The 20,028-nt window shown below is 71.2% G+C and carries 13 protein-coding genes; 6 read left to right on the forward strand and 7 right to left on the reverse strand.

What is annotated here, in order from left to right; genetic code table 11:
• Positions 1 to 7 precede the first annotated feature (7 nt).
• The gene (locus ABEA39_RS14425) at positions 8 to 574 is read right to left on the reverse strand and encodes a hypothetical protein (protein WP_345376630.1); all 567 of its coding nucleotides are present in this window, start codon (positions 572 to 574) and stop codon (positions 8 to 10) included.
• 205 nt (positions 575 to 779) lie between these two features.
• Between ABEA39_RS14425 and ABEA39_RS14430 the strand changes: the two genes are divergently transcribed.
• From ABEA39_RS14430 to ABEA39_RS14455, 6 genes are all read left to right on the forward strand, one after another.
• Positions 780 to 2,021, forward strand: a complete 1,242-nt coding sequence (locus ABEA39_RS14430) for a beta-ketoacyl-[acyl-carrier-protein] synthase family protein (protein ID WP_345376631.1) — start codon at positions 780 to 782, stop codon at positions 2,019 to 2,021.
• Positions 2,022 to 2,512: 491 nt separating this feature from the next.
• Positions 2,513 to 3,040, forward strand: coding sequence for a MarR family winged helix-turn-helix transcriptional regulator (locus tag ABEA39_RS14435; RefSeq protein WP_345376632.1), 528 nt, complete (start codon positions 2,513 to 2,515; stop codon positions 3,038 to 3,040).
• Entirely contained in the window at positions 3,037 to 7,248 is a 4,212-nt protein-coding gene (locus ABEA39_RS14440) for an ABC transporter ATP-binding protein (RefSeq protein WP_345376633.1), read from the forward strand. The genes ABEA39_RS14435 and ABEA39_RS14440 overlap by 4 nt, the downstream gene beginning before the upstream one ends.
• Before the next feature lie 45 nt (positions 7,249 to 7,293).
• Entirely contained in the window at positions 7,294 to 9,609 is a 2,316-nt protein-coding gene (locus tag ABEA39_RS14445) for an FUSC family protein (protein WP_345376634.1), read from the forward strand.
• Positions 9,610 to 9,727: 118 nt separating this feature from the next.
• Positions 9,728 to 10,726 carry an LLM class flavin-dependent oxidoreductase gene (locus ABEA39_RS14450; RefSeq protein ID WP_345376635.1) on the forward strand — a complete coding sequence of 333 codons (999 nt, stop codon included), beginning with the start codon at positions 9,728 to 9,730 and terminating at the stop codon, positions 10,724 to 10,726.
• 386 nt (positions 10,727 to 11,112) lie between these two features.
• Positions 11,113 to 11,853 (forward strand): SDR family oxidoreductase, encoded by a 741-nt coding sequence (locus tag ABEA39_RS14455; RefSeq protein ID WP_345376636.1) that lies wholly within the window; start codon positions 11,113 to 11,115, stop codon positions 11,851 to 11,853.
• Here the strand turns inward: ABEA39_RS14455 and ABEA39_RS14460 are convergent.
• The 6 genes from ABEA39_RS14460 to ABEA39_RS14485 form a co-directional block, all read right to left on the reverse strand.
• Positions 11,850 to 12,899: an LLM class flavin-dependent oxidoreductase gene (locus ABEA39_RS14460; RefSeq protein ID WP_345376637.1), complete on the reverse strand. Its 1,050-nt coding sequence runs from the start codon at positions 12,897 to 12,899 to the stop codon at positions 11,850 to 11,852. The two genes, ABEA39_RS14455 and ABEA39_RS14460, sit on opposite strands and share 4 nt — an antisense overlap.
• A 49-nt stretch (positions 12,900 to 12,948) precedes the next feature.
• Complete coding sequence (locus ABEA39_RS14465) at positions 12,949 to 13,776, reverse strand: hypothetical protein (protein ID WP_345376638.1); 828 nt, start codon at positions 13,774 to 13,776, stop codon at positions 12,949 to 12,951.
• Complete coding sequence (locus ABEA39_RS14470; protein ID WP_345376639.1) at positions 13,773 to 14,333, reverse strand: RNA polymerase sigma factor; 561 nt, start codon at positions 14,331 to 14,333, stop codon at positions 13,773 to 13,775. Before ABEA39_RS14470 ends, ABEA39_RS14465 begins: the two co-directional genes overlap by 4 nt.
• Before the next feature lie 365 nt (positions 14,334 to 14,698).
• A complete protein-coding gene (locus ABEA39_RS14475; protein WP_345376640.1) occupies positions 14,699 to 17,008 on the reverse strand; it encodes a hypothetical protein in 2,310 nt (769 codons plus the stop codon).
• On the reverse strand, positions 17,005 to 18,360 hold the full coding sequence (locus ABEA39_RS14480; RefSeq protein ID WP_345376641.1) for a glycosyltransferase family 2 protein: 1,356 nt from the start codon (positions 18,358 to 18,360) through the stop codon (positions 17,005 to 17,007). Before ABEA39_RS14480 ends, ABEA39_RS14475 begins: the two co-directional genes overlap by 4 nt.
• Positions 18,357 to 19,982 (reverse strand): oligosaccharide flippase family protein, encoded by a 1,626-nt coding sequence (locus ABEA39_RS14485; RefSeq protein ID WP_345376642.1) that lies wholly within the window; start codon positions 19,980 to 19,982, stop codon positions 18,357 to 18,359. The genes ABEA39_RS14480 and ABEA39_RS14485 overlap by 4 nt, the downstream gene beginning before the upstream one ends.
• Between the last annotated feature and the right edge of the window lie 46 nt (positions 19,983 to 20,028).

Consider the following 20,028-nt stretch of genomic DNA (forward strand, 5'->3'; position numbering starts at 1 on the left):
GGGGGGGTCAGGCCATGATCGAGGCGCGGACCGGAGCCTTCTCGCGGCTCCGCCGCTTGACCTCGCGGGGGGACTCGCCGAGGGCACGGACGGGTGACACGGGGGCGACCGCACGGCGACGACCGACGGCGGAACGCCAGGTCAGGACGGCCGCCGGGGCGGCGGAGAGCGCGACGCGGTGCTCCTCGAGGGCGCGGGTCCAGGGCTTCTTCGCGGCGAAGACGTGGAACGCGTGCGGCGCCACTTCGCCGACGCGCACGTGGCCGACGACGTCGCCCTGTGCATCCTCCAGCTCGATGACGACGCCGCGCACGGCGCGAGCCGACGTGTTCTGCAGGCGGAAATCGTACGAGACGTAGCCCTTCTTGAACGAGCTCGGGGAGAGGACCTCGTGGGTGCGCTTGTCGCGGTAGGTGCTGAAGACCTCGACGCGCAGCGGGGAGTCGCCGGAGGAAACGACCGGAACGGCGGCGTCCTCCTGCTTCTTCAGGGACCGAGCGGTGAGACCCAGGACCGCGGCGACCGGAGCCCCCACGACGAGAGCCCCCAGGGCTTTGACGAACGGTGCGACCATCAGCGGGTTCCTCGAGACATGTCCATGGATTCATCTTGCACCCGTTTTGTTTCAATCAAATGCGTCGTGAGTCGCGGCAGCCACAAAACGGGCCCGGAAACGTTGGACGAGTCATGGGGACTCAGGTCTCGACCGCCAGTGTTGAATAGTTCACGGCCAGTTGCAACGCGACGACCTGATCCGCACCAATTCAAGGAGAACCACCATGAAGCCCCTGCAGAACCGGCGAGTCGCCGTCACCGGCATCGGCATCGTCACTCCCAATGGCATCGGCGTCGACGCCTTCTGGAAGAGCCTCTTCGAGCCGGCGGCCCACGTCGCCGTCCGCCGCGTCGACCAGGAGGCCCTGGACGCCCGCCGCCTCATGACCCACAAGGCAGCCAAGAATTCTGACATCGTCACCCGCATGGCCGTCGTCGCTGCCGACGAGGCGCTGCGCGACGCCGGTCTCCTCGTGATCGACCCCGATGCCCCCAATCCAGCCGAGTCCGACACCGGCACACTGATCGACGGCATCGACCACGACCGCTTCGCCGTCTCGCTCGGTACCGGCATGGGCGGCGTCCAGACGCTGGCCGACCAGATCCTCATCCTCGACCACCGCGGCGAGCGCCTGGTCTCGCCGCACACCGTGCCGATGGTCATGCCGAACGCCCCGGCCGGCGCCCTCAGCATCCGCTACGGCCTCCGCGGATTCGCGTCGACCCTCAGCACGGCCTGCGCGGCCGGGACCGACGCCATCGGCGCCGGGGCCCGCATGATCGCCCAGGGCACTGCCGACATCGTCATCGCCGGCGGTGCCGACTCCAGCCTCACCCCGGTCTGCATCGCGGGCTTCGGCAACATGCGCGCTCTCTCCAAGTCCGGCTTCTCCCGACCGTTCGACCGAGACCGCGACGGCATGGCGGCAGCCGAGGCCGCGGGCATGCTCGTGCTCGAGCCCTACGACGACGCTGTCGCCCGAGGCGCTCACATCTACATGACGATCGAGGGCGCTGCGTCCACCGCCGACGCGCACCATGTCACGGCACCCGCTCCGCACGGCACCGGGGCCGAGCGCACCATGCGCCTCGCGCTCGACGACGCCGGGCTCACCCCGGCCGACATCACCCACGTCAACGCCCACGGCACCTCGACCGGACTGAACGACGCCGCAGAGAGCGAAGCCGTCTCGCGCGTCTTCGACACGAACCGTCCGGTCGTGACGAGCATCAAGGGCGTGACCGGTCACTCGTTCGGCGCTGCCGGCGCGGTCGAGGCCGTCGCCGTGGCCCTCACGATCAAAAATGAAACCGTTCCGCCGACCATCGGCCTCGTGAACCAGGACGCGGAGATCGAGCTCGACATTCCGACCGAGGCTCGCGCCTGGACCCCGGGGCCCGTGCTGTCGAACAGCTTCGGCTTCGGGGGCCACAACGGCAGTCTGGTGTTCGCTCCCGTCGCCTGAGCGTCGGCGAGCTCGGGTCCGACGGGGCGCTCCCGTCCTCGGGAGGCTCGTCGCGGTCGGCAGGGGGATCGCGGGGTGGCGGGGGGTCGCGAGGTGGCAGGGGATCGCGGGGTGGCGGGGATCGCGGGGTGGCGGCATTGCTGAGGGAGGGCGCCTCCCCCTGCTCTCTGACGGCGCGACGCGGGTCTCGCGGTGGACTCCAAAACACGCCGCTCAGGTTCGGGAGGCCCCGTCGTTTGTGGAGTCGACGATCGGCGCCTCCGGCGCTGACTCCAGGACACGCCGGAGACCGGCAAAGGTGAGCGGCGTGTTCTGGAGTCACTCGGGGCAGTGATGGAACTGGAGGGCGCGGGGCGGCGGGGACGACAAGCGGGACGGCGGGGCCGACAAGCACGGACGCGGGACGGTGCCGATGACGTGCAGGAGAAGGGCGTGCATCCCACGGAGCTGCCGATGGTTCGAGAGACGAACCATCGGCGTAGAGTGGCGACATGAGCGACCTCCCTGTCCGCGGCTCCGTTGATACGGTCTCCGCTGCCCGCGATTCCGCCGACCAGGTCTCCGCCGCGCACGTATCCGCCGCCCGCGTCTCCACCGACAGGGTCTCCGCCGTCAGCGCGCTCGTCCGAGCCGTCCGGGTGTTCGAGCGCGCCTCCGACGACCTGACCGTCGCCGACTACCGGGTGCTGGCGCAGATCGTCGCGGGCGAGGAGCGTGCGAGCCGTCTGGCCCACCGTCTGGCACTCGGCAAGCCCACGGTCAGCGCGACGGTCGAGTCGCTGAGCAAGCGCGGCCTGATCGTGCGCGGCACGGTCGAGGGGGATGCGCGCGCGACGTCGCTGTCACTCACCGACGAGGGCGCGAAGCACTTCGAACGGATGGAGGGGCACATGATCCACCTGCTCGAACAGCTTGCGGCCCGGACGGACGACCCCGAGGGCGTGATCCAGTCTCTGGCCGCCCTCGACGGGGCCATCGACGAGGCCCTGACGGAGCGCTACCGCAAGGCCGGAGCGTGAGCACGACGGGCCAGACGCCGGCGGACCAGACGCCGGCGGGCCAGACGCCGACGGACCAGACACGAGCGCGCACGACCCGCCCGACCACGACCCCGCCGGAGGGCTGGGTCCGCCGCCTCTGGCGCTACATGCTGCGCCACCGCCGCAGCGTCGTCATCTCCCTGGTCGCCGCCCTCCTCGGCAGCATCACGCAGGTCTTCGTGCCCTTGGTGGCGCGGCAGATCGTCGACGGGGTCATCGTCGAGCGCTCCAGCCCCTTGGCCCCGTGGCTGATCCTGCTGGTCGTGCTGGCTGCGCTCACGTTCGGCTTCACCTACCTTCGCCGGTACCGAGGCGGCCGGGTCGCCCTCGAGGTGCAGAACGACCTGCGCAACGACATGCACGACCACCTGCAGCGGATGGACTTCTCCAGCCTCGACCGCATGTCGACCGGGCAGCTCGTCAGCCGGGCGAACTCCGACTCGGCCCTGGTGCAGGGGCTCCTGAACATGCTGCCGATCATGAGCGGCAACGTCATCCTGATGGTGCTGTCGCTCGTCGTCATGTTCACGCTGTCGCCCTTGCTGGCCCTGGTCAGCCTGGTGATGGTGCCACTCATCACCCTCACCGCGTATCGGATGCGCGCGAAGATCATGCCCGCCACCTGGGACGCCCAGCAGCGCGAAGGGCAGGTCGCCCAGATCGTCGACGAGGACGTCAACGGCGTGCGGGTGGTCAAGGCCTTCGGCCGCGAGCGCCGAGAGGTGGAGCATCTGGCCGACGTGTCGAGTGCGCTCTACTCCGCTCAGATGCGCTCGGTCCGCATCCAGTCCCGCTTCCAGCCGCTGCTCGAGGCGATCCCGATGCTCGCGCAGGTCGCGATCCTCGCCCTCGGCGGGTTCCTGGCTCTGCGGGGGGAGATCAGCATCGGCACGTTCCTCGCCTTCAGCTCGTACGTCGCCGCGCTCATGGCGCCGTCCCGGCAGCTCGCGGGCGTGCTGGCGATCGGGCAGCAGGCCCAGGTCGGCATCGAGCGGATCTTCCAGCTCATCGACCGCGAACCCGCCATCGCCGACCCGCCGGACGCGATCCGGCTCGGGGGCGACGCGACGGGCCGCAGGACGGCGGACGCCACGAGCGTTGCGCCCGAAGACGCGACGGGCCGCACGGGAAGCAGCCACGGCTCGGGCCGCGCAGCAGGGGCCATCCGCTTCAGCGACGTCCGCTTCGGGTACGGCACCGAGCATCCCGCCCTCGATGGTTTCTCGCTCGACATCCGTGCGGGCGAACGCGTCGCCCTCGTGGGGCCTTCGGGAAGCGGCAAGTCGACTGTCGCGGCCCTCGTGTCGCGGTTCTACGATCCGGCCTCGGGCTCGGTGTCGGTCGACGGCCACGACGTGCGCTCGCTGGCGCTCGACTCGTTGCGGGGCAGCATCGGCGTGGTGTTCGAGGACAGCTTCCTGTTCTCGGACTCGGTCGGCGCGAACATCGCCTACGGCCGGCCGGATGCGACGCAGGACGACATCGAGCACGCCGCCTCCGTCGCGCGCGCCACGGGCTTCATCGAGGCGCTGCCGCGGGGCTACGACACCGTCGTCGGGGAGCGCGGGCTGAGTCTCTCCGGGGGCCAGCGGCAGCGGATCGCCCTGGCCCGCGCGATCCTCACCGACCCGAGCATCCTCGTGCTGGACGATGCGACGAGCGCGATCGACGCGACCACCGAGCAGGCGATCCACGACGGTCTCCGGGGCGAGCTCGAGGGCCGGACCGTCCTGCTCATCGCGCACCGCGAGTCGACCCTGCGTCTCGCCGACCGGATCGTCGTGCTCGAGCACGGCCGCGTCACGGCCCAGGGCACGCACGACGAACTCACCCAATCGAGCGCCACCTACCGAGCGCTGATCTCCGGCGAGGCCGACAACGACGCGACCGCCGCCCGGGCGGCGGCCGGCGACATCAACACGCTGGCGGCACTGGCGGAGCGCCAGGGCGCGCAGGCGGGTGCGGGCACCAGCATGGCCACAGGCACAGGCACCGGCACGGCCACAGACACGGGCACCACCGCCAGCGCGTGGGGCACCGACACCGACGCACCCGGCGGCCCCGACGCACCCGGCGGCCCCGGCGCCCCGAAGACCGTCTCGAGCGGTGGCCTGGGCATGGGCCTCGGCGGTGGCGGAGGCAAGGGCGGCGGCCGCGGGATGGCGGCGTTCTTCGAGGCCACCCCCGAACTGCTCGCCAAGGTGGCGGCCCTCGGACCGACCCGCGACGTGCCCCGCGTCGACCTCGTCGCCGAGACGAAGCAGCAGCACGACTTCGGCCTCGGCACGCTCCTCCGCGAGTACCGCAAGCCACTGCTGCTGGCGCTCGTGTTCGTCGTCATCGACGCACTGGCAGGTCTGGCCGGGCCGTACCTCGTCAAGACCGGCGTCGACAGCGGAGTGCAGAAGGGCTCCGAGACGGTGCTGTTCGTGGCCGCCGGCGCGTTCCTTCTCGTGACGCTCGCCGACATGGTCGACGGCATGGCCGAGACCTTCGTCACCGGCAGGGTCGCCCAGCGGATCATGCTCGGCCTCCGGGTGCGCATCTTCGCGCAGCTCCAGCGCCTCTCGCTCGACTACTACGAGCGCGAGATGGCCGGGCGCGTGATGACCCGCATGACCACCGACGTCGACCAGTTCGAGTCGCTGATCCAGAACGGGCTGCTCTCCGCCCTCGTCTCGATCGTCACGTTCGTCGGCGTCGGGGTCGCCCTGGTGCTGATCGACACCGAGCTCGGCCTCCTGGTGCTGAGCGTCGTCGTGCCGCTCGCCGCGGCCACCGTGTGGTTCCGCAGCCGCTCGTCACAGCTGTACGACGTCGCCCGCGAGCGCATCGCCATCGTCAACGCCGACTTCCAGGAGTCACTCTCCGGCGTCCGCGAGTCGCAGGCCTTCGTCCACGAGCAGGCGACGATGGCCCGCTTCCACGGTCTCGGCCGCCGCTACCTCGACTCCCGCATCGCCGCCCAGCGCCTCGTCGCCACGTACTTCCCGTTCGTGCAGTTCCTCTCCGGGGTCGCCGACGTGATCGTGCTCGGCGTCGGCGCCACCCTCATCGCCTCCGGCCACCTCACGTCGGGTGCGCTGATCGCGTTCCTGCTCTACATCGACATGTTCTTCTCGCCGATCCAGCAGCTCTCGCAGGTGTTCGACGCCTGGCAGCAGACGCGCGTCTCTGTGGCGCGCATCAGCGACCTCATGAAGCTCGAGACCCTCACCCCCGGAGCGCGGGATGCACGAGACCCCGGCCGCCCGCGTGGCCGGTTGACCCTCCGCGGTGTGCACTTCTCGTACCCGGCCGTGAACCCGGGCGCAGCCCTCGACCAGCCCCGCGGCCCGTCCGATCCCCGGTCGCTGGTGGCGGCCGACGCGGCGTTCCTCCGCCCGCCCGAGGCGATCCGAGGCCTCGACCTCGACGTCGAGCCCGGCGAGACCGTCGCCCTCGTCGGCGAGACCGGCGCCGGCAAGTCCACCGTCATGAAGCTGCTGGCCCGCTTCTACGATCCCGACGCCGGTGCGGTGCTGCTCGACGGGGACGACCTCCGCTCGCTCGACCTCGGGGCGTTCCGCTCGCACCTGGGCTACGTGCCGCAGGAGGCGTTCCTCTTCACCGGCTCGGTGCGCGACAACATCGCGTACGGGCGGCCGGACGCCTCGGACGCCGCAGTCGAGGCCGCGGCCCGCGCCGTGGGAGCGCACGAGTTCGTCTCCGAGCTGGCCGGCGGATACCACCACGAGCTCAGCGAGCGCGGACGGTCCCTCTCGGGCGGGCACCGCCAACTCATCGCCCTCGCACGGGCTCAGCTGGTGGATCCCGCCGTCCTGCTCCTCGACGAGGCGACCTCGAATCTCGACCTCGTGACCGAGGCGCACGTCACGCGGGCCATGCAGAACGTGGCCGAGGGACGCACGACGATCGTGATCGCGCACCGCCTGCAGACGGCCCGTGCGGCGGACCGGATCGCAGTCCTCTCCGGCGGAAGCCTGACGGAGGTCGGGTCGCACGACGAGTTGCTGGCTCTCGACGGGCGGTACGCCGAGATGTGGCGGGCGTTCCAGGCGACGGAAGCCGCCGGGTCGGTGGCGGGATCGGTGGCCGGATCGGTGGCCGGTGCGACCGCAGGCGCGACCGCCGGGTCGGTGGCCGGCCCCGCCTCCGGGGCCGCCCCTGGCGAAATGCCGCGGTAACGACCGAACGGTAGAGTTCGTTCATAACAAACGAAAAGGAGAACGATGCCGAAGCATCAGACGACGATTCCCCGACGGAGACTCGGTCTCTGGGATCGAGTCCTGATGCGCGACGTCGGTCTCGTCAAGATGATGGCCGGGGGTCGGGCTCTCGTCTGCCTGCCGGCCGGCATGGCCGCGGGCTACTTCGTCGCCCTGGCCGCGGGTCTCCCCGCGTCCGTGGGTCTCCTTCTCGGGGCTCTCCCGGCGTTCCTCACCTGCTTCGTCGTCGTCGACACGCACGCCCGTCGAGTGGCCGCCCGATCGGCCGCCCTCTACGTCCCGTTCGCCCTCGCCCTCTTCTTCAGCATCGCCCTGCACTCGTACCGGATCGTCGAGCTGGTGCTGATCGTCTTCCTGCTCTTCGCGCAGTTCTACGCGGCCCGTTTCGGCGTGTGGGCCAGCGACTTCGGCGCCGGCCTCTTCGCGGCCTACCTCTGCGGGCTTCTCCTACCCCTCCCCCTCGCCTCCTTCCCCGACCTCGCTCTCGTCTTCGCCGGGTCGCTGGCCGCCGCCATCGCCGTCCGATGGGCCCTGTTCCACCCGAATGCGCTCCGCTCGCTGATGCGTTCCCGCCGCGCGTTCCTCGCCTGGGAGAGCCGCGTCGTCGAGGCCTCCGTCGAAGCACTGGAAGAGGCCGACGACCGCTCGATCAAGCGTCTGGCCCGGCGCCGGGCCCAGGCCCACGAGGCTGCGCTGATAGCCGATGGGATGCTCGCCGCACCCGGTTCCGGATCCACCGGCGAGACGGCCGAACGCCTCCACCAGATCCTCTTCGACACCGAACTCGCCATCGACACCCTCGGCCGCGTGGCCGACGAGCTCGTCGCGGCCGGCGCGCCCGCCGAAGTCCGCGAGGGCGTCGCCGGGGCGCTCCGCGTCATCGCCGAACACGGCGGACGCGAGGGCGACCGCGCAGCGCGCGAGCTCCTGGCCTGGGCCGACGGTACGCCCGCCGTGGCGTCCGACCCGCGCTGGCTCCACTCCGTGCATCGGGCGGCCCTCCTGCTGAGCGATGTCGCGACGTCCTCGGACGAGTGGCGGAACATCCGCCGAGACCTGCCGGCGAACGGCGACGGAGTGCCCTTCGAGTCCCCCGTCGTGCTGTTCGGCGGCCGTGTGCTGGGTGCCGGCCCCATCCTCAACGCCGAGGTCACCGGTGGCGGGATGTCCGGCCCGTGGCGCCGGGTCAAGGTTTCGCCCGCCCTCCGCGTCGCCATCCAGGCCGCCATCGCCGTCGCCATCACCGAGCCGATCGCCTACGCCATCGACGGGCAGCGCTTCTACTGGGGCGTGATCGGCGTGATGGTCGTGCTCGCGGGGACCAACAGCACGCACGAGCGACTCCGCAAGGTCGGGAACCGAGCACTCGGCACCATCATCGGGGGTGTGCTGGGCATCCTCTTCGTCGCGCTTCTCGGCACCGATCACGTCTGGTGGACCCTGATCCTCGTGGTCGTCGCCCTCACAGCCGGCATGTACTTCTTCTCGCGCTCGTACGCCCTCTGGGTGATCGGCCTCGTAGTCGTGCTCTGCCAGGTCTACAACTACTCGGGCTCCTTCACCGACGAGCTGATCCTCTACCGCCTCGCCGAGAACGTGCTCGGCGCGCTGGTCGCCGTCGGGGTCAGCGCGGTCGTGCTGCCCGTGGCGACCGGGGTGATGATCCGTCGTGCGGTGATCCGACACCTCGCGAGCGTGCGCGCGTTCGTCGAGGCCGCGGCCGCCGGAAGCGTCCTCGAGACCGCGGCGGGCTCGACCGCTCGTCTCCGCTCGGCGTCGCGGGCCGTCGATCAGGCGACCTTCCAGCTCGAGGCGGTGCTGAAGCCCCTCGTCCGCTTCCCGTCCGGCGGCGGCTACCGCCGTGACGACGCCACCCGCACCACCCTGGTCGCGGTCGCCTCGACCATCCGGTCGATCGCCTATCGCGGCGAACGTCACGCGGCTCTGTCGACCGTCCAGGCGTCGCGACTCCAAGAGATCTGCAGCATCATGGCCACCTCGATCACCGCCCTTTCGGAGGCGGTCGGAGCGACGAAGGCCGCGCCGCCGGCGGAGGGCACCGCCTGGGTCAGCACCGTCACTCTCATCACCCGGTTGGACGCCCTCCTGGTCGAGACCGACGACGACGCCCTGCTCGGCTACCGGCTGCACGCGCTCGGTCGCGTCGACGACGCGCTGGCCGGGCTCGCGCCCGCATACGGCCTCACCGTCGACGACACCTCGGCAGCCGACACGACGTCGATCGCGCTGCCGTCGAGCAGCCGGTTCCCCGAGTTGTCGGCCGGAGCGGTGCGGAACCGGTTCTCAGCTCGGCGCTGAGCGGGCGGGCGTCGCTCCGTTCGGCGCTGAGCGGCGGGCCGTCGCTCCGTTCGGCGCTGGGCGGGCCGGCGTCGCTCCGTTCGGGAACGATCCCGCGCCCCGCGTTGTTGACGTCACTATGACCATTCCCCTGTCGATCCTCGATCTCGCTCCCATCGCCCCCGGAGAGACCGTCGCCGAGAGCTTCGCCAACAGCGTCGCCCTCGCGCAGGCGGCCGAGAGGAACGGCTACCGCCGGGTCTGGTACGCCGAGCACCACAACATGCCGTCCATCGCGTCCTCAGCCACGAGCATCCTCATCGGCCACGTGGCGTCGCAGACGTCGACGATCCGCCTCGGTTCCGGCGGCGTCATGCTGCCCAACCACGCGCCGCTGACCATCGCGGAGCAGTTCGGCACCCTCGCGTCGCTCTACCCCGGCCGGATCGACCTCGGCCTCGGGCGGGCGCCCGGCAGCGACCAGGCGACGATGCACGCGATGCGCCGCGATGCGATGTCCGCCGAGAGCTTTCCGCAGGACGTCCTGGAGCTGCAGGGCTACCTGGCCGGGGAGTCGCGGGTCGCCGGAGTGCAGGCCGTGCCCGGTGCCGGGACGAACGTGCCGCTGTACATCCTCGGCTCGTCCATGTTCGGGGCTCAGCTCGCTGCGGCCTACGGCCTCCCCTACGCCTTCGCCTCGCATTTCTCGCCCGATCTGCTGCACGACGCCGTCGAGTTCTACCGTCGTGAGTTCACGCCCTCCGCGCAGCTCTCTGCGCCGCACGTCATCGCGGGCGTCAACGTCGTCGCCGCCTCGTCGACCGCCGAGGCGCAGGAGCAGTTCGACGCCACCCGCCGCACCCGCGTGCGCGGCATGATCTCGCGTGGCCCCTCCTCGCCGGAGTACACCGACGACCAGATCGACATCTTCCTGACCACGCCGAACGGCCGCCAGATCGCCAACATGATGAAGTACACGGCGCTCGGGACCGGCTCTGAGGTGCGCGAGTACCTCACGGCCTTCGCCGCCTCGGCGCAGGCCGACGAGCTGATCGTCGCGCACCAGTCGCCGCTGATCGCCGACCGGCTGCGGTCGGTCGAGCTGACCGCCGAGGCTATGGCCGGGGTCTCCGTCTAGCGAGCCCTGCTCGGGTCCGGTCGGGCTCGTGCCGGGCCGGGCCCCGGTCCGGCAGCGCTGCCGTCGGCAATTCAGGCACGCGTGAACCGGCCACCCGCGGCTGCGGCTCGACCAGGCGTCGGCGGGGCAGACGCCTGAATAGCCAACGCTCCCCGGCCCCGAGAGCCCGGGGGCGGCACCCGTCGAGCCGCCCGATCGCACCAGCGGCACGTGCATCCCACGGCCCTCGCCACGACCCGGCCGAGCCGGCGGCCCCGGGGCGGCACTACCGTCGGCAACTCAGGCACTCGGCCGTCCAGCACCCGAGAGCCCGCGGAAGAGGGGACTCCCGCGACCATCCGCCTGAATAACCGACGCGGCCACTCCCCGGGTGCCAGGCTGGCCCCATGAAGATCGCCGGATCCACCGCCCTCGTCACCGGAGCGAACCGCGGCCTCGGCGTCGCATTCGTCGCCGAGCTGCTCGCCCGGGGCGCGAAGCGCGTCTACTGCGCGGCCCGCGAGCCCCTCGAGTACGACGACGCCCGCCTCGTGCCCCTCCGGCTCGACGTCACCGATCCCGAGCAGGTCGCAGCGGCCGCGGCCCAGGCGCCCGACGTCGACCTCCTCGTCAACAATGCCGGCATCATGCTGCTCGCCCCGCTCGTCGGCGCCCCGACTCTCGACGACGCGCGCCGCGAGATGGAGGTCAACTACTTCGGCACGCTGTCGATGGTCCGCGCGTTCGCACCTGTCCTGCGGGCGAACGGCGGAGGCGCCGTGGTGAACATGCTCAGCGTGGCGAGCTGGTTCACTCCTCCCGCGAGCGGCTCGTACGGCGCCTCGAAGTCGGCGGCCTGGGCGCTCACGAACGGCGTCCGGGTGGAGTTGCGCGGCCAGGGCACCCAGGTCGTCGGAGTCCACGCCGGATTCATCGACACCGACATGGCGCGCAAGATCAAGGTCAAGATCAGCCCCGAGACGGTGGCCGAGCAGACCTTCGACGGCGTCGAGGCCGGGGCCGAGGAGGTCCTCGCCGATGCGCAGAGCCGCGAGGTCAAGCAGTCGTTGCCGCGCGACCTCGAGCTGCTCTACCCCGCGATCCAAGCACGGTGGGATGCCCGGGCCACCCCCCGAGCCACCCCCTAGTCGTTCTTTCCGGCCCCGGCCAGGTTAGGCGTCCACCCGATCGACGGGGCGACGTGGTCGGCGATCGTCTGCAGCATCCGCGCGTTGAAGGCGACGCCCAGCTGGTTCGGCACGGTGAGCAGCACCGTGTCGGCAGCAGCCACCGCGGCGTCCTGGGCCAGCGAGGCGGCGATCGCGTCGGGCTCGCCCACGTAGCTCTTGCCGAAGCGGGCCAGCGTTCCGCCGAGGTAGCCGACCTGGTCGTCCGCGTCTTCCGCGCGGCCGCCGAAGTAGCGCCGGTCGAGGTCGGTGGTGATCGGCAGGATGCTCCGGCTGACCGACACCCGCGGCTCGCGTTGCCAGCCCGCACGCTTCCAGGCCGCTCGGTACCGCTCGATCTGCTCGGCCTGAAGTTCGTCGAACGGCACCCCGGTGTCTTCGGTCAGGAGCGTCGAGCTCTGCAGGTTCATGCCCTGTTCGGCGGTCCACTCGGCGGTCGCGCGGGTGCCCGAGCCCCACCAGACGCGGTCGGACAATCCGGGCGACTGGGGTGTGATCGCCAGCGCGCCGGTCGTGCCCGTCATGGCGGGGTTGGCGCGGGCCACCCCTGCTCCCTGGATGGCCTGGAGGAACACGCCCACGTGCTCGCGGGCCAGGTCCGCCCCCTCCGGGTCGGTGCCGTCGGGCACGAATCCGAACGTTTCGAAGCCGTTGAGCGCGGTCTCGGGTGATCCCCGGCTCACGCCGAGCTGCAGACGCCCGTCGCTGATGAGGTCGGCGGCCGCGGCCTCCTCCGCCATGTACAGCGGGTTCTCGTAGCGCATGTCGATCACGCCGGTGCCGAGCTCGATGCGGGAGGTGCGGGCCGCCATCGCCGCCAGCAGCGGGAACGGGGAGGCGAGCTGCCGGGCGAAGTGGTGGACACGGACGTAGGCGCCGTCGATGCCGATCTCCTCGGCGGCGACGGCCAACTCGATGGTCTGCTTGAGCACGTCGCCCGCCGTCTGCGTCTGCGAGCCGGGCACGGGCTGCCAGTGGCCGAAGGAGAGGAATCCGATGCGCTTCATGGTCGATCGAACCGCCGCCGGGCATCCCCCATTCCCGTTCGACGGCCCGTCAGGGCCCGGGGTGCTCCGTCTGCCAGATCGCGTCGACCTGAGCGAACTCGCGGGGGTAGCAGGTCGTGTCGGAGACGGCGAGGCCGGCGCCCGGGATGCCGTACTCGAACGTTCCACCGTTGTCGGGGGCGTTGATCTCGAAGCCGGCCTGGGCCATGCAGGCCTCGTAGCGGTTGAACGCGATCACGTACTCCGCGCGGGTGACCTGCCCGTCGGCGACGGCGTCCACCTGTGACGACGACGCACCGGCCTGGGTGGGCAGCTTTCCCCACGAGATCCAGAGCGCCCACCGAGCGGAGCCGTCGATCGTGTACGTCAGGTCGCCGCGGCTCGTCAGGCCCATGACCTGCCCCTCGGGGTTCTTCGTGGACGGCGCCGTCGACGCGTCGTCGCCGCAGTCGCCCGGGATGACGCTGGGGGCGTCACCGAGCTTCTGCGAGAAGGTCCCGGGTTCGAGGCACTGGAAGCCGATCGCGACCGCGTCCGCCCCCGCCGGCGGGACCCCGAGGTCGATGACCCCGTGGCCGCTGCCCGTCCGATACACGGGCGTGCCGACGAGGGTGCCGTGGGTGGCGTCGGTCAGGGCATAGGTCGCGGTCGCCGCGATGAGGCCCTCGGCAGGATCCGGGGCCAGCGCGGTGACGGCCGCGGCGGCCGTGAGCCCGCCGCTCAGCGCGCCCGCCACGACGAACGCCGACGTGACGCCGACGATGGTCCGGCGCCTCGGCGACCTCCGGCGGAACGGCTGAGCCTCGACGTCGGCAATGAGGGCGTCGCGCATCCGCGACAACCGCGGGGACGGGACGGGTGGTTTCGACTGGGTCACGAGAGGCCTCCGAGGGGTGGGATGCTGGCGAGGTACTGCTTCTGGAGCCGAGCTTTCGCCCGGTGGAGTCGGGACTTGACGGTGCCGGGCGCGACGCCGAGCACGGTCGCCGCCTCCCGTTCGCCGAGTCCCTCGACGAGGCAGAGGGTGAGGATGCGCTGGTCGGCCACCGCAAGCATCCTCAAGGCGTCGATGGCCTCGCCTTCGCGATTCGCCAGCCCGTCGGCCGGGTCGGGCACGGGCTCGTCGACGGGGAAGCGGCTGAGGAACGAGCGGTACCGTCGGTGGCCCCGCGAGAGGTTGTGCGCGGAGTTGGTGGCGGTCACGAGGAGCCAGGGCAGCAGAGAACCGTCGACGAACCGGACGGTGGTGCGCTTGCGCCAGGCCTCGAGGAAGACGAGAGCCACGACGTCGTCCGCATCGACGGGCGTCGGCACCAGCGGCACGGCGTGTCGGTGGAGGCGGGCCGCGTGCCGGTCGAAGACACGCCCGAAGGCCTTGCCGTCTCCCTCGACGGCGAGGGCCCAGTCGGTCTGGTCTCGGGTGTGATCGTCCACACCCTGTATTGTCCGGCCGCGGCGGATCGGTTCCCCTCGGCCCGATCCTGTCTCGGACGTCGGCGGCCGCGGGGCCGCGGGGGCCGGCTCGTGTCCGGTCCGGGCCGTGTTGGCAACTCAGGCGGCTGATCATCGTGCGGGCCCACGGGAGGGATACGAAGCCGAAGCGGAACCGACAGCCTGAGTTGCCGACCGGGGCGTCATACGAGACCCGGATGGGAGGCCCGCCCACGGAGCCGAGCCGCGGTCGGTAACTCAGGCAGCTGGTGATCCGGCGGCCCGGAGGACGGAACACGGGACCGAAGCGGAGCTGACCGCCTGAATTGCCGACCGCAGGCCCGGTCGCTGCGCAGAGCAGCAGCGTGCTACTTCGTCAGGTCGTAGACGCGCGCGCCGTCCTTGTCGTACCGCAGGGTGGACTCCTTCGCGACGGCGGCCTCCAGGGACTCCAGCTGCCCGGCAGTGAAGAACCCGGCGACCTCGGCTGCGTGGTTCTGGGCGTCCGAGAACGCGATCCAGATGTGTCCCTGGGGGGCGTACTGCTTCAGGAGGGTGACCGCGGTGGAGGCGTCGACGACGTTCTGCGTGTAGGTCTTGATGTCGGCGAAGGAGCCCGCCTGCTGGTACCCGGAGTAGTTCGGGTAGTTCGCGCCGATCAGGTACGGGAAGTCGTCGCCGAGGCTGACGACGACGTCCTGCGGGCCGAACCGGGCGTCGAGCCACTCGGCGCTCTTGACGTCGGAGTCGTCCACCTTCACGGCGGCCTCGGCCTGGTAGTAGGTGCCGACGAAGAGGGCGAGCAGCACCGTCGTCGTGACGCCGAGGAGGAGGTTGCGACGCCGCGGGTGCGCCGACTCGGCCGGCTGCGCTGCGCCCGCGAGCAGCGGCTGCCCGGCGCCGGCGAGCAGCGGGGCACCACCCGGCGCAGCCTGCGCGGCGCCCCGGGGTCGGCTCGACCAGAACAGCCACCCGATCCCGAGGGCGTAGAACGGCAGGCCGAACAGGACGACGCGGAACTTGCCCTCGCCGCCGTAGCTCTGACCGAAGAACGTGAACACCGGGGCGAACGCGAGCCAGGCCACGATGAGGGTGGTGCGGATGTGCCCTTGGAGGATTCGGCGGACGAAGCCGGCGAGCGCCAGCACGATCGTGAGCACCGTCAGCAACTGCACCCCGTGACTCTGGAGCGCTGCCGCCTGCGAGACGCCGACGCTCGAGACGGAGGCCGTCGTGGCATTGGCGAGGGGGTCGAAGCTCGAGAAGAGCCCGAAGTGCTGCTGAACGTAGCCGAGGTTCGGTACGAGGTACGCCACCGGGAGCACGACGAGGGCGACGGCGACCCAGAGCGGACGCAGGTAGCCGAGCACGAAGAGCGGCAGCAGCGTCAGGATCGCCACGTAGGGCGTGAGCTGGTGGCTGACCACGATGACGGCCTGCAGCAGGAGGATCGCGACGATGGCCACGATGCGGCCGCGGCGACCGGTGGTGACGGCCACGACCTCGGCGTTGAGCGCGAGGCCGCGGCGGCGTGCGGGTGCGCCGAGCTTCGCCTCGAACCAGCGCATCACGCGGCGCGGGTCGCCGCGCAGGGTCTTGAGTGCGAGCAGGACGATCGTCAGGTAGAGCACGAACGCGAAGGCCTGAGGCGAGTAGTAGTTCTGGCCGATCCAGTTGACGATCGAGAACACGAGGACGGCCGTCCAGGCGAGACGACGGTTCGCGGTCAGGGTGCGGACGATCGCCAGCACCAGGACGGCGTCGACAAGGGCGAACGCGAGCTCCGCCCAGCCGGCGTAGCTGACGGGGTTCGTGTAGCCGATGGCCGTGCCGAGCGACGCCGAGAAGGAGAAGAATCCGGGCCAGCGGTTGTAGATGTCGATCGAGGGATTCACGCTGCCGTGCGCCTCGATGTACGCGGTCACGGCGATGTGCTTGTAGAGCCAGGGCAGCCGCGGCGCGTTCTCGACGAGGTTGGCGGACATGTAGAGGATCGTGACGAGGAGCCCGAGCCCTGCCGCCAGCACGCCGCGCGCCCGCTGGGCGGTGAACAGGCCGTAGAGCACGACGGCGAAGACGAGGGCGACCGCGAGGTACCAGAACACGGGGAAGGCGGCGAGCAGGCCGTACGAGCCGAGCGACGTCGAGTTCGTCAGGGCGAGCCCGACCACCCAGAGCGCGGCACCGACGGCGAGAGCGAGCCACGGCAGCGCGCGTCGACCGGCACCGCCCGAAAGCGAGGACGAGGGCGAGGGCGAAGACGAGGGCGACGAGGATGCCCGGGCCGGCGTCTCGGCGAGGCGCAGGTCGCCGCCGACCGGGCGCAGCACCACCGCAGCCGCCGCGAGCACCAGGATCACGGCGACGACGAGCCTCGGGTGCCAGAGGTGCGTCACCACCATCAGGAGCGACACCGCGGTGAGCAGGACGATGCTGCCGACGGCGGTGAAGAGGAGTCGGGAGGCCGGCTCGAGCCCCGGGAACCGCCGCACGGCGACCCAGCCCGGCAGCAGGAGGCTCGGGATCAGGACGACCACGGCGCGCACCACCCCGGGAGGGTCGAGCAGGATCAGCAGGGCCGCGACGAGGGCGAGGACGCTCAGGCCGATCTCGGCGGCGCGGAGCGGTGTGCGCAGGCGGGTGGCCGTCGTCGTGGTTCGATCCAGTTGGGCGGTCATCGTTGCTGCTGCTTTCGGTTCAGGTCGAGCCAACGACGGCGGCTGCGGAAGTAGGCGCCCGGGCCCTGCGGAAAACCGCGGAGCTCGGTGGAGACGAGTGACTTCGGGAAGGCGTCGCCCAGGTCGGGACGCGGGGTCTCCGGCTCGGTATCGGCGATCGAGCGACCGCGGAGGCGATCCACCGCTCGCTTGCCGAGGCGGGCGGCCGCGGTCGGCACCTGCCAGCCGAGTGCGACGAGGTGCCTCGGATCCCGCGTGATCAGCGAAGTCAGCATGGCCGTGAAGCCGAGGCCGTAGGCGGTGAGCTGCTTCTCGAGGTCGGGGAAGTCCTCGCGGTGCTTGTGGTGGACGACGGCACGGGGTTCGAAGGCCAGACGGCCACCGGTCCAGAGGACGTCGATGTTCGCGGCCAGGTCTTCGCCGCCCTTGGCGGGGGTGCCGGTGCCGAGGGCGTCGTCGAAGCCGCGGATGCGCGTCAGGGCGCTGCGACGGAAGGCCATGTTCGCGCCGGCCCCGTAGGCGCCCACGCCGTAGATCGGGAGGCGCTTGACCTCGGCGCCGCGCGCGTCCGTCACTCGCAGGAGGGAGCCGCGCACGGGTCCGGGCAGGTCGGTCACGGCCTCCAAGGCGAGCGGCGCGAAGGTGCGCTCGCCCGCGAAGCCGCCGTAGTAGCCCTCGAACCAGATCTGCGCCGGGGTCTCGAGCTCGGCGGGCAGGATCAGACCGCTCAGGGCGTCGATGCCGTCGGGCTGTGCGAAGCGGCGGCCGATGACGTGCAGCCAGTCGGGGTTCACGCGCACGTCGTCGTCGGTGAACACGACGACCTCGTTCCGCGCGGCCCGGACGCCGGCGTTGCGCGCGGTGCTGAGGCCCGGGCGGGGCTCGTGCACGAGTCGCACGCCGGGAAAGACCTCGAGGATGCCCGGCAGCGGGTCGTCGGCCGGCACGATCGGCCGGTTGTCGACCAGCACGAACTCGGCCTTCGGGTAGTCGATGGCGGCGAACGTCTCGAGAAGCAGACGCAGGTCGTCCTCGCGGTTCACGATGCTGCAGACGACGACGGTGATGCCCGGCAGGTGGTCCGGCGCGACGTCGACGTCGGCGGGGCCGCGGTCGGGGACCACGAGCGCGTGCAGAGGGGCCAGGGCGGCCACCGCATCGGCGGGGTCGTCGGTCAGGGCGAAGTCGACGGTGCCGAGGGGGATGCCCTGCCGGTAGCCGATCGCCATGGCCGAGGTGTGGCTTCCATCGCCCGTGAGGACCGGATCGGGACCGTCGAGGTCGACGTGCACGACGAGACGCGGCGCCGGGCCCTCCGGGTCGGGATGGGCGAGCACGATGGGTTCGGTCACAGGTCGGTGCTCTCTGTCTTCGCGACGGGGGAGGTCGGGGCGGTCGAGGCGTCGGCGGTCGACACGTCCGAGGACGGCACAGCGGAGCTCGGCACAGCGGAGGCCGGCACCTCGGACACCGACGCGGCGGCGTCCAGCTCGTCGTTCTCGACGACTTCGTCTCCCGCCTCGGGCACCGACGGGGTCCGGGCGGCGCGCAGACGCACGAAGAACCAGGGCAGGCACGCAAAGGCGAGGACGGCCTTGACGATGTTCCAGAACTCGGTCTCGGGGATCAGCTGCGAGAGGCCCGCGATCGCGATCGAGCCGGCGATCGTGGCGAGGAGCCGCGTGTTCGGGCGGCGCCACTCCTTGCGCTGCGGCAGGAAGACCCAGCCGAGGATCGCCAGCACGGCGAACGAGATGAGCGTGGCCACCGCGGAGCCGGCGATGCCGAGCGGCGGGACGAGGACGATGTTCAACACGATGTTCAGCACGGCCGCCGCGGCCGCGTTGATGCCGATCGTCTTCGAGCGACGGGCGACCATGAGCAGCCGCCCGATCGAGCCTCCCGCGGCCACCGCGAACGCCGTCAGCGACACGAGGTAGACGATGAACGTGAGGCCCTGAGGCTGGAACGTCGAGGGGGCGAGGATGCGCAGGGCCAGCGGGGCGACCAGCGTCACCGCGATGATGATCGGCACCAGCAGTCGGTAGAGCTCGTCGCGCGAGCGGAGGGCGAGCTCGAGACGCGCCTTCGGGTCGCGGAGCGCGGCGAACTGCGGGGCCCAGGCGCCGGTCGTGTAGTTCAGCAGCAGGACCACCGCGGAGCCGATCACGTAGGCGACCTGGTAGCGGCCGACCTGGGCCGACCCGAGGTCGCGCTGGAGGATGATCCGGTCGCCCGCGTTGAGCACGAAGTACGAGAGGTTGGTGAAGACGAGGGGGATGCCGAGACGGAGCGCCCGCCCGATTATGTCGCGCTGCTGGAACCCGGCGAGGGTGGGGCGGACGACGATGATGCCCATGACCATCGCCACGAACTGGCAGATCACGGTGCCCCAGGCGTAGGCGACGATGCTGTGCGTCGTAGTGACGAGGAGGACGATGCCGACGATGGAGCCGGCGACGGCCGACACGAGGCTGATCGAGACGAAGGCGCCCAGGCGGTCCTGGGCGACGAGCAGGGCCAGCATGACCAGGACCGACGCCGACGGACCGATCCAGAGGATGACGACGGCCACCAGGGTCTCGTTGCCGGTCAGGCCGACTGGCCCGACCCAGAGCGGCAGGGTCACGAGCGCGACGACCGTGACCGCGAAGGCCAGCAGGATGGCGACGGTGACGAGGCCCCTCGCCGAGCGGTCGTCCTTCTCCGCGCTCTCCGCGCGCTGAAGGACGAGGGCGTCGTCGAGGCCCAGGAGGGCGGCCACGCTCAGCACCTGGAAGATCGCCTGCGCGGACGCCATGGCGCCGAACTCGGCGGGCCCGACCAGGTGCGCGAGGAACGGCGACACGATCGTGGAGACGAGCAGCTGGAGCGACAGGACGACGACATACAGGAGGCCGCGGCCGAAGAGCCTGCTGGACGCCTTGTCGGTCGCCTCCTCGTGGGAGGCTTCTCCTGCGGTCACTGCGGTCATCGGGTGCTTCCGGTCGAGCGATCGAAGGAGCCGTGAGCAAAAGGCG

It is taken from the genome of Frondihabitans cladoniiphilus, from assembly GCF_039544345.1.
GTDB lineage: Bacteria > Actinomycetota > Actinomycetes > Actinomycetales > Microbacteriaceae > Frondihabitans > Frondihabitans cladoniiphilus.